Origin of the sequence: Trinickia violacea (assembly GCF_005280735.1) — a bacterium.
GTDB lineage: Bacteria > Pseudomonadota > Gammaproteobacteria > Burkholderiales > Burkholderiaceae > Trinickia_A > Trinickia_A violacea.
This window is the reverse complement of the sequence record NZ_CP040077.1, coordinates 3,725,141-3,738,555: the sequence shown is the minus strand read 5'-3', so window position 1 is coordinate 3,738,555 and position 13,415 is coordinate 3,725,141. Positions and strand designations below refer to the sequence as shown.

Genomic DNA, 13,415 nt, shown 5'->3' with positions numbered 1-13,415 from the left:
ATGATTTCCCAATCCATCTTCAAGGCGTATGACATTCGCGGCGTCATCGGCAAGACGCTCGACGCGGATGCCGCGCGGCAGATCGGCCGCGCGTTCGGCAGCGAAATCCGCGCGCAGGGCGGCGATGCCGTCGTGGTGGCGCGCGACGGCCGCTTGTCGGGACCGGAGCTGATTGCGGCGCTCGCCGACGGCTTGCGCTCGGCGGGCGTCGACGTGGTCGACATCGGCATGGTGCCGACGCCGGTCGGCTACTTCGCGGCCAGCGTGCCGCTCGCGCTCGCGGGCGGCGAGCGTAAAGTCGATTCGTGCATGGTCGTGACGGGCAGCCACAACCCGCCCGACTACAACGGCTTCAAGATGGTGCTGCGCGGCGCGGCGATCTACGGCGACCAGATTCAAGCGCTCTACAAGCGCATCGTCGACGGTGATTTCGCGGAAGGCAGCGGCAGCTTCGAGCAGTACGACATCGCCGATACCTATCTGCAGCGCGTCACGAGCGACATCAAGCTCGCGCGGCCGCTCAAGATCGTCGTCGATACGGGCAACGGCGTGGCGGGCGGTCTCGCGCCGCGGCTGTTCAAGGCGCTCGGCTGCGAGCTCGTCGAACTGTTCACCGAGATCGACGGCAACTTCCCGAATCACCATCCTGACCCGGCGCACCCCGAGAACCTCCAGGACGTGATTCGCGCACTCAAGGAAACCGACGCGGAAATCGGCTTTGCCTTCGACGGCGACGGCGACCGCTTGGGCGTCGTCACGAAGGACGGCCAGATCATCTATCCGGACCGCCAACTGATGCTGTTCGCGCAGGAAGTGCTCTCGCGCAACCCGGGCGGTCAGATCATCTATGACGTGAAGTGCACGCGCAATCTCGCGAAGTGGGTGCGCGAGCAGGGCGGCGAGCCGCTCATGTGGAAGACGGGCCACTCGCTCGTGAAGGCGAAGCTGCGCGAGACGGGCGCGCCGCTCGCGGGCGAAATGAGCGGCCACGTGTTCTTCAAGGACCGCTGGTATGGCTTCGACGACGGCCTGTACACGGGTGCGCGCTTGCTTGAAATCCTGTCGCGCGTGCAGGACCCGAGCCAGCTCCTGAACGACCTGCCGAATTCGCTCTCCACGCCCGAGCTGCAATTGAAGCTCGAAGAAGGCGAGAACTTCGCGCTGATCGCGCGCCTGCAAAAAGAGGCTCAGTTTACGGGCGCGGACGAGGTTGTGAAGATCGACGGCCTGCGCGTCGAGTATCCGGACGGCTTCGGTCTCGCCCGCTCGTCGAACACGACGCCGGTGGTCGTGATGCGCTTCGAGGCGGACAACGAAGCGGCGCTCAAGCGGATTCAGGAAGATTTCCGGCGCGTGATCGTCGCGGCGAAGCCGGACGCGAAGCTGCCGTTCTGAAACGCGCGGCCGGCGAGGCGTGACCGGCGCGGAGGGCTCAGGAGCCCTCCGCGCCGGTATCAAGATCAAGGCGTGGTTGGGCTGGTTGCGGATGCGGCGGTCGCGGGCGCTGCGGGCGGCTGCAAGCCGACGGGTGCCTTGACCTGATCGGCAAGCGCCGGGATCGGCGCAGACGCCGCCACTGCCGCGGCTGCCGCCGCCGCGGCTTGCGATGCCGGCGCCACAGCGGGCGGCGTACCGGGAATGGCAGTGCTCGAGATCGCCGCAGCGGGCACCCGGTTGGCCTTCTGCATCACGGTCTTCAAGTAGCGTTCGACGAACTCGAAGAAACGATCGTAGAACTTGTCGGACTGAATCGTCTCGGTCGACACCTTGACCATTTCATCGCTGTTCGAGCGGATCGGCATCGAAATCGAGCCGATGATGCTCAAGCCCACGGTCGCCGAGGTATCGCTCTTCTTGACCGCGAAGCCGTTCTGCACGGCGTTCGCGTAGACGATGCTGGTATCGCTCGTTTCCTCGCCCGGTACGCAGACGACGTGAAACTCGACTTGGGTGTGCTTATCGCCGTCCTGCTGGAAGTCCTTGGTGGCGTCGATGGAGTTGGGGCGCGGCACGTTCGTGACATAGCCCTGATTCAGCAAGGTGCGGCGCGCGGCCTCGCAGGCATCGTCGGCGCTCGCGTTGAAGTTGCGGGCGAACTGACTCACGCCGGTATCGAACATTTCCTGTTGATACTTCTGTGGCTTCGGGGTGCTGGAGCAAGCGGCCAGTGCAGCGAGCGCGGCCACGGCACACGCGGCGCGGGCGTTGAAAAACGGGGTAGGCATGGTCTGAGGAATAAGACTGCTCAACGACGAACGACAAGCATTGTAGTGCGGTTGGCGCGGGAGAAACAAAACGCTTGTGCAACAAGGATTTACAAAAACGCCAGACCTGAAGGCGCGGTGTTTGGCGGACAAAGTACTCGGCGGCGCGCGTGTTTTGGCGCTTATAGCATGGGCTTTCGCGCTTCGAATCGTCCCGTCGCGCCATTTCTGTAGGCAAAAAGAAATATTTTCGAAAGCGTGCGTCAGATCAAAGCCGCACGTGCGCCGACGAACCCGCGCGCACGGCGAGGTAGAATTGCTGCCCTTTAGAACTCCCTTCGAACTGGCTTGCCGGCCTTTCCATTGAGCGTGCAAAAAATACTAATCGTGAGGGTGTCGTCGCTTGGCGACGTCGTCCACAACATGCCGGTCATCGCCGATATTCGCCGCAAATACCCGGACGCGCAGATCGATTGGCTGGTCGAGGAGAGTTTCGCTGGCCTCGTCGAACTCATCGACGGCGTGCGCCGCGCGATTCCGTTTTCGCTCAGACGCTGGCGCAAGCGGCTCACGTCACCCGAAAACTGGCGCGAGATCCGCGCGTTCAAGCGCGCGCTCGCGGCCGAGAAATACGATCTCGTGATCGATTGCCAGGGGCTCATCAAGACCGCCTGGGTGGCGAGCTGGGCGCGCGGGCCGCTCGTCGGGCTCGGCAACCGCACCGACGGCGCGGGCTACGAATGGCCGGTGCGTTTCTTCTACGATAAGCGCGTGCCGATCGAGCCGCGCACGCACGTGGTCGAGCGCACGCGCCAGCTCGTCGCGGCGGCGCTCGGCGAGCCGAAGCCGCAGCCCACCGACGACATCGAGTTCGGTCTCGACACGCGCCGCGCCGCGATCGCGGTCAATGCGCTCGGGCTGAACCTGCCGGTGCCGTACGTGGTGTTCGTCCACGCGACCTCGCGCGCCGACAAGCAATGGCCGGACGCCGCGTGGATCGAACTCGGCCAGTCGCTCGTGCGGCGCGGCGCGTCGCTCGTGTTGCCCTGGGGCAGCGACGCCGAGCGTGCGACGAGCGAGCGGCTCGCGAAGGAATTCGGCGACGCGGCGATCGTGCCGCCGCGCCTGTCGCTGCCGGCGGTGGTCGGGCTCATCGATTCGGCGGCGGCCACCGTGGGCGTCGATACCGGCTTGGTGCATATCGCCGCAGCGCTCAAGCGGCCGACGGTCGAGTTGTACAATTTCGCGACTGCATGGCGCACGGGCGGCTATTGGTCGCCGAACGTCGTCAATCTCGGCACGGCCGGGCAGCCGCCGACTCTTCAACAAGTGAAGTCCGCGCTCGCCGGATTCGGCCTGCTGTAATCGCCAGACCCCGGGGTCACCCACCATGAACGAATCCCAGATCGTCGAAGTCGCGTCCGCCGATTGGCAGGCGCAAAATCTTTCCGTGCCGCGCGAGCAATTGCGCGACGCGGTCGAGCGCGGCAAAGTGCTCTATTTCCCGAACCTGCGCTTTGCGATCGACGGCGGCGAGCAGGCACTGCTCGATCCGTCGATCGCCGATCCGAAGCGCAAGAACATCAGCCTCGAAGCGAACGGCGGCGCGCTCCATGGCGTGCTCGGCGACGCCGTCACGCAATCGGCGGTGCGGGCGCTGATCGCGCGTTATCAGGGCAACGCGCGCACGCTGGTCGACGGCCTCTTTCCCGAGTATCAAGGCAAGCTGCGCGTCGCGCCGACGAGCCTGCGCCTGCACCAAGTGGAGACGCGTCAAACGTCCTGGCGCAAGGACGACAGCCGTCTGCACGTCGACGCGTTTCCGTCGCGGCCCAACTACGGCGAGCGCATTTTGCGCGTATTCACGAACGTGAATCCGAAGGGCGTGCCGCGCGTGTGGCGAGTCGGCGAGCCCTTCGAAGACATGGCGAAGCGCTTTCTTCCGGAGATCAAGCCGCAAATGCCGGGCTCGGCGTGGCTGCTCAATCTGCTGCATGTCACGAAGTCGCCGCGCAGCGAATACGACCATCTGATGCTCCATTTGCACGACGGCATGAAGGCCGATCTCGACTATCAGAAGACGAGCCCGCAGGAGACGATCCCGTTTCCGACGGGCAGCGTGTGGGTCTGTTTCTCCGATCAGACGTCGCATGCGGTGATGTCCGGCCAATTCATGCTCGAACAGACGTTCTTCCTGCCGGTGAAAGCGATGGTGCAGCCCGAATGCGCGCCGCTCGGCATTCTCGAGCGGCTCAAGGGCCGGGCGCTGGTTTGAGCGCCGCGGATTTTCCGGCGTCCGCGGTGCGGACCTCGCGCGTGCCGTTGCTCCGGCGTGTGGAGCGGGCAGCATGCTGAGGGTCATCTATCGCGCGCTCTGGTGGATCGTCGCGCCGCTGGCGGTGCTGCGGCTATTCCTGCGTTCGCGCCGAGAGCGCGGCTATCGCGAGCATATCGACGAGCGCTTCGGCCGCGCGAAAGGGCGCTTGCCCGAAGACGCGGCGCCGCTGATCTGGGTGCATGCGGTATCGGTCGGCGAGACGCGCGCCGCGCAGCCGCTCATCGCCGCGCTGATGAAGGCGCGACCCGACGCGCGCATTCTTCTCACGCATATGACGCCGAGCGGCCGCGCGACCGGCGAGGCGCTTTTCGGCGACCGCGTGCGGCGCTGCTACCTTCCCTACGACATGCCGCATGCCGTGCAACGGTTTTTGCGTGCTTGGCGTCCGTCGCTGGGTCTCGTGATGGAAACGGAAGTCTGGCCGACGCTGATCGACGAATGCCGGCGCGCCGGTGTGCCGCTCGTGCTCACGAATGCGCGGATGTCGGCGCGTTCGTACAAGCGCGCGTCGCGCTTCGGCCGCGCGACGCGCGACGTGTTCGGCGGCTTTGCGCGAGTGCTGGCGCAAAGCCCGTCTGACGCCGAGCGGCTGACGGCGCTCGGCGCGCGCAACCTCGCCGTGCTCGGCAACCTGAAGTTCGATATGGCGACGCCGCCGGAACTCGTCGCACGCGGGCATGCGTGGCGCGCGGCGATCGGCACGCGGCCGGTCTGGGTCGCGGCGAGCACGCGCGAAGGTGAAGAGCCGCTGGTGCTCGATGCGCTCGCGGCGCTCGCGACCGAAGATGCGCTGCTGATTCTCGTGCCGCGCCATCCGCAACGCTTCGATGAAGTGGCGGCGCTGCTGGAACGACGCGGATTGCGCTACGAGCGGCGCTCGCAGTGGGCGGAGCCGGCGGCTGCCGCGGCAGCGCAGGCGGCGACGCCCCGCCGCTTGCCCGAGAACGTGACCGTGCTGCTCGGCGATTCGATGGGCGAGCTGGGCGCGTACTACGCGGCGTCGGACGTCGCGTTCATCGGCGGGAGCCTGCTGCCGCTCGGCGGACAGAATCTGATCGAGGCGTGCGGCGTGGGCACCCCCGTGCTGATCGGGCCGCACGTGTTCAACTTCTCGCAGGCGACGGCCGATGCGGTCTCGGCGGGCGCTGCCGTGCAGGTGGCGGACCCGGCGGAACTCGCGAAGGTGCTCGGCGAGCTGTTCGCCGACAAGCCGCGGCGCACCGCCATGGCGGCCGCGGCCTCCGCGTTTGCGGCGCGGCATAGCGGGGCGACGGCGCGCACGGTCGAGGTGTTGATGGCGCTGTTGGGCGACTAGGCTGGGTGGAGCGCAGCGCTCCTTCTATTTATCGGTAAATTTCTGCCGGTTATTAAAAAACATAATCGGCAGAATTTTGCTGGTTATATGGCTTTGCCTATTTTTGGCTAACCGGTAAAATACAACCGGTTAAATCCAAATTTAGCGGTTAACCGGCATGAAAATACCGTTTGAGTTGGCTACCACTGACGAGGTCGCGAGCGAACTCGGCCATCGTCTTCGGGCGCACCGTCTTGCGCAAAACTTCCATCAAAGCGAGTTGGCGGCGCGCGCTGGAGTATCCGAACGCGCCTTGCGCAATCTCGAGCTGACCGGCCGAGGTACGCTCGACACTTTCTTGCGTGTCGCCGCAAGCCTTGGCTTGTCCGGGAGCCTGTCTTCGCTGTTCGCTTCGACGCCGAAAACCATCAAGGAGATGGAGCAGGCCAGCGTCACGCGCGCACGTGCCTCGAGGAAAGGCTCGTGAAGAAGATCAACGTGGTGTACGCGGGATGGGGCGAGCGCTTCGTGCTCGGCCAGCTCGCCGATGACGGCGACGATCTGCTGTTCGAGTACTCGGCCGAAGCGCTGCAACGCGGACTCGAGCTCTCGCCGCTCAAATTGCCGCTGGCTGCCAGTACGTATGGCGCGTTTCCCGCCCATCAACTCCGCTTGCCCGGGCTGGTGAGCGATGCGCTTCCCGACGGCTGGGGCATGTTGCTCATGGACCGGCTGTTCCGCAAGGAGGGGCGCGAGCCCGGACGGATGTCCCCGCTCGAGCGGCTCGCCTTCATCGGCGACAAGGCGATGGGCGCGCTACTGTTCGAGCCCGCGGACAGCGACAGCCTCGTACCGGCGGATGTTCAACTGCTCGAACTCGCCAACGAGGTACGCCAGGTCATGAGCGACGGCAGTGAAGCGCTGTTGCGCGAGCTTGCGCTCATGGGGGGCTCGCCACACGGCGCGCGTCCGAAGGTGCTCGTCAATTTCGATCGGCAGACGAACCGCATGTGGAATACGGACCAGGGTGCCGGCACGCCATGGCTCGTCAAGTTTCCCGCTCAACACGAGCATGCAGAAGTGTGCGCAGTGGAGGCGCTGTATGGTGCGCTTGCGACCGCCTGTGAGCTTCGCATGCCGGCGACGGTGCATTTCGACTTGGGGTCCGGACTATCGGCCTTCGGGATCGAGCGGTTCGACCGCGTCAACGGACTGCGTGTGCCGATGCATACGGCCGCCGGCGCGATGCACGTCGACTTCCGGGTGCCGCAGGTCGACTATGTCGCGCTCTTGAGGCTCACGCAATTCATGACACGTGACGCACGTGAAGTGCGGCAGGCGTTCGAGCGCTGCGTGTTCAACGTGATCTTCAATAACCGGGACGATCACGCAAAGAACTTCTCCTTCCTGCTGGGCGCCGACGGACGCTGGCAGTTTTCACCCGCCTACGACTTGACGTTCAACGAAGGGCCGGGCGGAGAGCATCAAATGGACATTTGCGGCGAGGCACGCGCGCCTGCGCGTCAGCATCTGCTGCAATTGGCCCGAATGACAGGCATTGCCGAACGCGATGCGAAGCAAGCGATCGAGCGCATTGCGAGCGTGGCAGGCCAGCTTCGGCGCTTCGCGCAGGCGCTGCCCATCCTGCCGGACACGCTCGGCCTGATCGAGCGTGAGGTCGAAGCGAACCGCTCTCGAATGCTGTAGCGGCAGGAGGAGGAAAGTCGCTGGATCTGCATGAAATCGACGATCCGCTTTGCTACGATGGTGATTCCTTGACCAATTGGGGAAGGCGAATGGCAAACCTGTTCAATCGCGGAGATGCCGCGACGATCGCAGCGGAAATCGTGAAAGCGGCAGTGCAGAGCGGATCGATTCGTCTGATGGGAAGCGCATCCGAAGTCGGCGTCGCGGCAGCCCATGCGACCACCGATGCCAAATACCTTGGAACACTGATCGACAAGCTAGCCGACGAAATCACCTACCTGGAATAGGGGGCGAAAAGCCCCCGCTCGGCATCCCTGATCGAAGCGTGCAGCAAGTCGGCGAAGAGATGGACCGACGGGAGGCCCTGCGAGGGCGTCTATCCTTGAGGTATGGCGACAGCCTGTTGCCAATCGGTTGAAGGGAGGCGCAATCATGAGCGTAACGGAGGGTTTTGTCGGCTGCATCGGCAACACGCCGCTCATCCGGCTCGCGGCGCTCAGCAAGGAGACCGGCTGCGAGATTCTCGGCAAAGCCGAGTTCATGAACCCGGGCGGTTCGGTGAAGGACCGCGCGGCGCTCTACATCATTCAGGATGCCGAGCGGCGTGGCGTGCTCAAGCCTGGCGGCACCGTGGTGGAGGGCACCGCGGGGAACACGGGCATCGGCCTCGCTCATCTCTGCGCGGCTCGCGGCTATCGCTGCGTAATCGTGATTCCGGACACGCAATCGCCCGCCAAAATGGAGCTTTTACGCGTGCTCGGCGCGGAGGTGCGGCCCGTGCCGGCCGCCCCGTACAAAGATCCGAACAACTACCAGAAGATCGCGGGGCGTCTGGCGCAGGAGCTCGGCAACGCGATCTGGGCCAATCAATTCGACAACCTCGTCAACCGGCAGGCGCATTACGAGACCACGGGTCCCGAAATCTGGCGTGACACCGCAGGCACGGTCGATGCATTCGTATGCGCGACCGGCACCGGAGGCACACTCGCCGGGGTAGGGCGCTTTTTGAAGGAAAAGAACCCTGACGTCCGAATCGTTCTCGCGGACCCGCATGGCAGCGGTCTGTACAGCTATGTGAAAACGGGAGAAATCAAGGTGGAAGGCAACTCGATTACGGAGGGCATCGGCTCCTCTCGCATCACTGCAAACCTCGAAGGAACGCCGATCGACGACGCCTACCGTGTCGACGACCAGTCGTGCGTCACGATGGTGTACCGGTTGCTGCGCGAAGAAGGGTTCTACGTCGGCGGTTCCACGGGCATCAACGTTGCGGCGGCCGTATGGCTCGCCCGTCAGATGGGGCCGGGCCATACGATCGTGACGCTGCTGTGCGATCGCGGCGAACTGTATCGCGCCCGTCTTTTCAATCCGGATTGGCTGAAGGAAAAGGGGCTGGTCCCAGCCTGAGCGGCAAGGGGCTTCCTCCGCTACACCCTCAACAACCCCTTGCGCTCGATAAACGCGATCACGTCCTTCAGCCCGTCGAGCGCCTTCAGATTGCACATCACGAACGGCCGCTCGCCGCGCATCTTCTTCGCGTCCGATGCCATCACGTCGAGGTTGGCGCCCACGAGCGGCGCGAGATCGGTCTTGTTGATGACGAGCAGGTCCGACTTCGTGATTCCCGGTCCGCCCTTGCGCGGAATCTTCTCGCCGCCCGCCACGTCGATCACGTAGATCGTGAGGTCCGACAATTCCGGGCTGAACGTCGCCGCGAGGTTGTCGCCGCCCGATTCGATGAACACGATGTCCGCGTCGGGAAAGCGAGCGAGCATCCGGTCGACGGCCTCGAGATTGATCGACGCGTCCTCGCGGATCGCCGTGTGCGGGCAGCCACCCGTCTCGACGCCCATGATGCGTTCGGCCGGCAACGCGCCCGCCACGGTCAGGAGACGCTGGTCTTCCTTCGTATAGATGTCGTTGGTGATCGCGACGAGGTCGTAGGTATCGCGCATCGCCTTGCACAGCATTTCGAGCAGCGTCGTTTTGCCGGAGCCGACCGGGCCGCCGACGCCCACGCGCAGCGGCGGCAGGGTCTTGGTGCGGCGTGAGGGAGCAACAGGAGTAGGAGCGTTCATGATCGGTGGGCAGCTTATGAGCGAAAGAGCCGCGAATACTGCGACTCGTGGCGCGCCGACAGAATGCCGAGCTGCGGCGCAAAGGTGTTGATTCTTTCGGGCGGCGTTTGCATGGCGCGCGTGACGGCTTCGTCGATGGCCGCGCGCAGCGCGACGATGATGCGCTGTCCCGCGAGCTGGCCGAGCGGCACGGCCTTCAAGGCGGCAGCGGCCTGGTTCTCGACCCAACTGAAGGCGTAGGCGGCGAGCGCGGCATCGGTGGCGGCGTCGTGGGCGAGGGCGGCGAATGCGAAGGCGGTCGGCTGCGCGAGGGGCGTCAGTGCGGCGAGCGTCGCGCGCCGTGCTTCCTCACCCCATTCGAGCGACACGCACAGTTGCTTGAGCGACCAGCCCATCTGTTCGGTCTCCCGGCGCAGCTCCGCCGACTCGCGGCTGGCGAGAAATTCGGCGTCCGCTTGCGCGAGCGCCGCGGCGTCGTGCGCGCGCCAGCGTTCGATCTGATGTGCAAGAAACGGCAGCTCGCCGCGCGCGAGCACGTTGGCGAGGCCGCTCGCGATCCAGTCGCGCGCGCTGTCGGCGTCGGTGATCAGTTGCGCTTCGATCGCCGCTTCGAGCCCTTGCGAGTAGCTGAACGCTCCGATCGGTAGCGCAGGCGACGCGAGGTGCAACAGCGCCGTGAGTTCAGCGATGCGCATGACCGTGGCCGTGCCCATGATCGTGACCGCAATCGTCGTGGTCATGGTCGTGGGGATGCTCGTGCGAATGGTCGTGACCATGCGCGTGATCGTGATGGGCGTGCTGATCGTGCGAATGGCCGTGATCATGCCCGTGATGCTCGTCGAACACCTGCTGCGCGAGCGCGTAGTCTTCGGCGAACGTTTCGTCGTGACCATGCCGGTGGCCGCCGCCGTACGCGCCGGTTTCGGGCTGGAACGGCAGCGACGTTTTCTCGACGCTTGCGCCGAGGCGCTTGAGCATGTCTTCGAGCACCGGGTCCGCTTCGAGCTTCAGATAGTCGACGCCGACTTCTACCGGCGTGTGGCGGTTGCCGAGGTGGTACGCGGCGCGCGTGAGCGTGAGCCGGTCGGGCGCGCGCACGAGCAGGACGTCTTCCGACGCGGCGACGACGCGCACGAGCGCGCCATCGTCGGCGACCAGGACGTCGCCGTCGGCGAGCACGGTGCCGCGCGGCAAGACGACCGCGACGTCCTCGCCGCTATCGAGCGTGGCCGCGAGCCGGCTCTTGCGGCGCGCGTCGAAGGGGAGCGTGAGCGTCGGCGCGCGCGCGATGAGCGTGGCGGCGAGCTTCACGTTGGGGGCGATGCGTTTGTCGATCGTGCGCATATCCGTGCATGCCGGGCGGCCGCGGTAGAACTGAAAATCAGAACAGAAAATAACGCTGCGCCATCGGCAGCACCTTGGCCGGTTCGCACGTCAGCAACTGACCGTCGGCGATCACCTGATACGTTTCCGGATCGACGCTGATCGACGGCTGCCAGGCGTTGTGGATCATGTCGGCCTTCGTGACGTCGCGGCAGTTGCGCACCGGCACGAGGCGCTTCGACAGGCCGTAGCGCTCGGCGATGCCGGCGTCGGCGGCCATCTGCGAGACGAAGGTGAGCGACGTGCGCGCGAGCGCGCCTGCACGCGTCGCGAACATCTCGCGATAGTGAACCGGCTGCGGCGTCGGAATCGAAGCGTTCGGGTCGCCCATCTGCGCCATCGCGATCATGCCGCCCTTCAGGATCAGCGAGGGCTTGATGCCGAAGAACGCGGGCTCCCAGAACACGATATCGGCCCACTTGCCGACTTCGATCGAACCGACTTCGTGCGAGATGCCGTGCGTGATCGCCGGATTGATCGTGTACTTCGCGACATAGCGTTTCGCGCGGAAGTTGTCGTGGCGCGCGTTGTCTTGCGGCAGCGCGCCGCGCTGCACCTTCATCTTGTGCGCCGTTTGCCACGTGCGAATGATGACTTCACCCACGCGTCCCATCGCCTGCGAGTCCGACGACAACATCGACAGCGCGCCCAAGTCGTGCAGGATGTCTTCGGCCGCGATCGTCTCGCGGCGAATGCGCGATTCGGCGAACGCGAGGTCTTCGGCGATCGACGGGTCGAGGTGGTGGCACACCATCAGCATGTCGAGGTGTTCGTCGAGCGTGTTGACGGTGTAGGGGCGGGTCGGATTCGTCGACGACGGCAGCACGTTCGCTTCGCCGCAGACCTTGATGATGTCCGGCGCGTGGCCGCCGCCCGCACCCTCGGTGTGGTACGTGTGGATCGTGCGGCCCTTGAACGCCGCAACCGTCGCTTCGACAAAGCCCGCTTCGTTCAGCGTGTCGGTGTGGATGGCGACCTGCGTGTCGGTGTCGTCGGCGACCGAGAGGCAGTTGTCGATCGCGGCGGGCGTCGAGCCCCAGTCTTCGTGCAGCTTGAGACCGATCGCGCCCGCCGCGATCTGCTCGGTGGCCGGCTCGGGCAGGCTCACGTTGCCTTTGCCGAGAAAGCCGATGTTGATCGGCCAGCCGTCGGCGGCTTGCAGCATGCGTTCCATATGCCACGGGCCCGGCGTGCAGGTCGTCGCGTTAGTGCCCGTGGCCGGCCCGGTGCCGCCGCCGATCATCGTCGTCACGCCCGATGCGAGCGCTTCGTCGATCTGCTGCGGCGCGATGAAGTGGATGTGCGTATCGATGCCGCCCGCCGTCACGATCAGCCCTTCGCCCGCGATCACTTCCGTCGAGGCGCCGATCGCGATCGTCACGTCCGGCTGGATGTCGGGGTTGCCCGCCTTGCCGATCGCCCAGATGCGGCCGTTCTTGATGCCGATGTCCGCCTTCACGATGCCCCAGTGATCGAGGATCACCGCGTTCGTGACGACGGTGTCGGCGACGTCGGCGGCGCGCCGCTGCGACTGGCCCATGCCGTCGCGGATCACCTTGCCGCCGCCGAATTTCACCTCCTCGCCGTAGACGGTGTAGTCGCGCTCGATCTCGATCAGGAGCTCGGTGTCGGCGAGCCGGATGCGGTCGCCGGTCGTGGGGCCGAACATCTCCGCGTACGCGCGGCGTCCGATGCGTAGAGTCATGGTTGAACGTCCAGAAGAAGAGTTACAGCGGCCCCATTACCTTGCCGTTGAATCCGTAGACGGCACGATTGCCCGCGAGCGCGACCAGTTCGACCGTGCGCTCCTGGCCCGGCTCGAAGCGCACGGCGGTGCCCGCCGCAATGTTCAGCCGAAAGCCACGCGCTTTCTCGCGATCGAACGAGAGGGCATCGTTGACTTCGTAGAAGTGGTAGTGCGAGCCGATCTGCACGGGGCGGTCGCCCGTATTCGCGACGGTCAGCGTCACGGTCTCGCGGCCCGCGTTCAGTTCGTGTTCGCCGTCGTCGGTGAGGATTTCGCCGGGGATCATGGGTGGGTGCTCACGGAATCGGGTGGTGAACGGTGACGAGCTTCGTGCCGTCGGGAAACGTGGCCTCGACTTGGATGTCCGGGATCATCTCCGGCACGCCTTCCATGACGTCGTCGCGCGTGAGCAGCGTCGTGCCGTAGTGCATCACTTCGGCGACCGTCTTGCCGTCGCGCGCGGCTTCCATCAGTGCCGCCGAAATGTAGGCCACGGCTTCCGGATAGTTGAGCTTCAGGCCGCGTGCACGGCGGCGCTCGGCGAGCAGCGCCGCGGTGAAGATCAGGAGCTTGTCTTTCTCTCTGGGCGTCAGCTTCATGAAGGGTTGAAAATGGGGAAACGTAATAATTAATTAGTACAGCGGCCTAATTTTGTCGCGAGGCT

Annotated in this window: 15 protein-coding genes; 8 read left to right on the top strand and 7 right to left on the bottom strand. The window is 65.2% G+C overall.

Annotated features, from left to right (window positions below; genetic code table 11):
- On the top strand, positions 1-1,395 hold the full coding sequence (locus tag FAZ95_RS17155; RefSeq protein ID WP_137333541.1) for a phosphomannomutase/phosphoglucomutase: 1,395 nt from the start codon (positions 1-3) through the stop codon (positions 1,393-1,395).
- 65 nt (positions 1,396-1,460) lie between these two features.
- On the opposite strand, the gene FAZ95_RS17150 is transcribed toward FAZ95_RS17155, so the two are convergent.
- Positions 1,461-2,225 carry a DUF2242 domain-containing protein gene (locus tag FAZ95_RS17150; RefSeq protein ID WP_137333540.1) on the bottom strand — a complete coding sequence of 255 codons (765 nt, stop codon included), beginning with the start codon at positions 2,223-2,225 and terminating at the stop codon, positions 1,461-1,463.
- Between the two features lie 342 nt (positions 2,226-2,567).
- Here FAZ95_RS17150 and waaC point away from each other — a divergent pair, with 342 nt between their 5' ends.
- The 7 genes from waaC (at position 2,568) to FAZ95_RS17115 (ending at position 8,950) form a co-directional block, all read left to right on the top strand.
- Positions 2,568-3,569, top strand: a complete 1,002-nt coding sequence (gene waaC / locus FAZ95_RS17145; RefSeq protein WP_137333539.1) for a lipopolysaccharide heptosyltransferase I — start codon at positions 2,568-2,570, stop codon at positions 3,567-3,569.
- A 25-nt stretch (positions 3,570-3,594) separates the two neighbouring features.
- Positions 3,595-4,479: a Kdo hydroxylase KdoO gene (kdoO, locus tag FAZ95_RS17140; protein WP_137333538.1), complete on the top strand. Its 885-nt coding sequence runs from the start codon at positions 3,595-3,597 to the stop codon at positions 4,477-4,479.
- A gap of 73 nt (positions 4,480-4,552) precedes the next feature.
- Entirely contained in the window at positions 4,553-5,857 is a 1,305-nt protein-coding gene (gene waaA / locus FAZ95_RS17135) for a lipid IV(A) 3-deoxy-D-manno-octulosonic acid transferase (RefSeq protein ID WP_137333537.1), read from the top strand.
- 157 nt (positions 5,858-6,014) lie between these two features.
- Positions 6,015-6,323: a helix-turn-helix domain-containing protein gene (locus FAZ95_RS17130; RefSeq protein ID WP_137333536.1), complete on the top strand. Its 309-nt coding sequence runs from the start codon at positions 6,015-6,017 to the stop codon at positions 6,321-6,323.
- Positions 6,320-7,543 (top strand): type II toxin-antitoxin system HipA family toxin, encoded by a 1,224-nt coding sequence (locus FAZ95_RS17125; protein ID WP_137333535.1) that lies wholly within the window; start codon positions 6,320-6,322, stop codon positions 7,541-7,543. Before FAZ95_RS17130 ends, FAZ95_RS17125 begins: the two co-directional genes overlap by 4 nt.
- An 89-nt stretch (positions 7,544-7,632) precedes the next feature.
- Positions 7,633-7,830: a hypothetical protein gene (locus FAZ95_RS17120; RefSeq protein ID WP_137333534.1), complete on the top strand. Its 198-nt coding sequence runs from the start codon at positions 7,633-7,635 to the stop codon at positions 7,828-7,830.
- Positions 7,831-7,975: 145 nt separating this feature from the next.
- The gene (locus tag FAZ95_RS17115; RefSeq protein WP_137333533.1) at positions 7,976-8,950 is read left to right on the top strand and encodes a cysteine synthase A; all 975 of its coding nucleotides are present in this window, start codon (positions 7,976-7,978) and stop codon (positions 8,948-8,950) included.
- Between the two features lie 20 nt (positions 8,951-8,970).
- Here FAZ95_RS17115 and ureG read toward each other — a convergent pair whose 3' ends face one another.
- The 6 genes from ureG to ureA are packed head-to-tail and all read right to left on the bottom strand — an operon-like array spanning position 8,971 to position 13,350.
- On the bottom strand, positions 8,971-9,621 hold the full coding sequence (gene ureG, locus FAZ95_RS17110; RefSeq protein ID WP_137333532.1) for an urease accessory protein UreG: 651 nt from the start codon (positions 9,619-9,621) through the stop codon (positions 8,971-8,973).
- A gap of 14 nt (positions 9,622-9,635) precedes the next feature.
- A complete protein-coding gene (locus FAZ95_RS17105; RefSeq protein WP_137334603.1) occupies positions 9,636-10,316 on the bottom strand; it encodes an urease accessory protein UreF in 681 nt (226 codons plus the stop codon).
- Positions 10,303-10,965 (bottom strand): urease accessory protein UreE, encoded by a 663-nt coding sequence (gene ureE / locus FAZ95_RS17100; RefSeq protein ID WP_137333531.1) that lies wholly within the window; start codon positions 10,963-10,965, stop codon positions 10,303-10,305. The genes FAZ95_RS17105 and ureE overlap by 14 nt, the downstream gene beginning before the upstream one ends.
- A gap of 37 nt (positions 10,966-11,002) precedes the next feature.
- On the bottom strand, positions 11,003-12,709 hold the full coding sequence (ureC, locus tag FAZ95_RS17095; protein WP_137333530.1) for an urease subunit alpha: 1,707 nt from the start codon (positions 12,707-12,709) through the stop codon (positions 11,003-11,005).
- A gap of 22 nt (positions 12,710-12,731) precedes the next feature.
- A complete protein-coding gene (locus FAZ95_RS17090; protein ID WP_137333529.1) occupies positions 12,732-13,037 on the bottom strand; it encodes an urease subunit beta in 306 nt (101 codons plus the stop codon).
- 10 nt (positions 13,038-13,047) lie between these two features.
- Positions 13,048-13,350: an urease subunit gamma gene (gene ureA / locus FAZ95_RS17085; RefSeq protein WP_137333528.1), complete on the bottom strand. Its 303-nt coding sequence runs from the start codon at positions 13,348-13,350 to the stop codon at positions 13,048-13,050.
- Positions 13,351-13,415 lie beyond the last annotated feature (65 nt).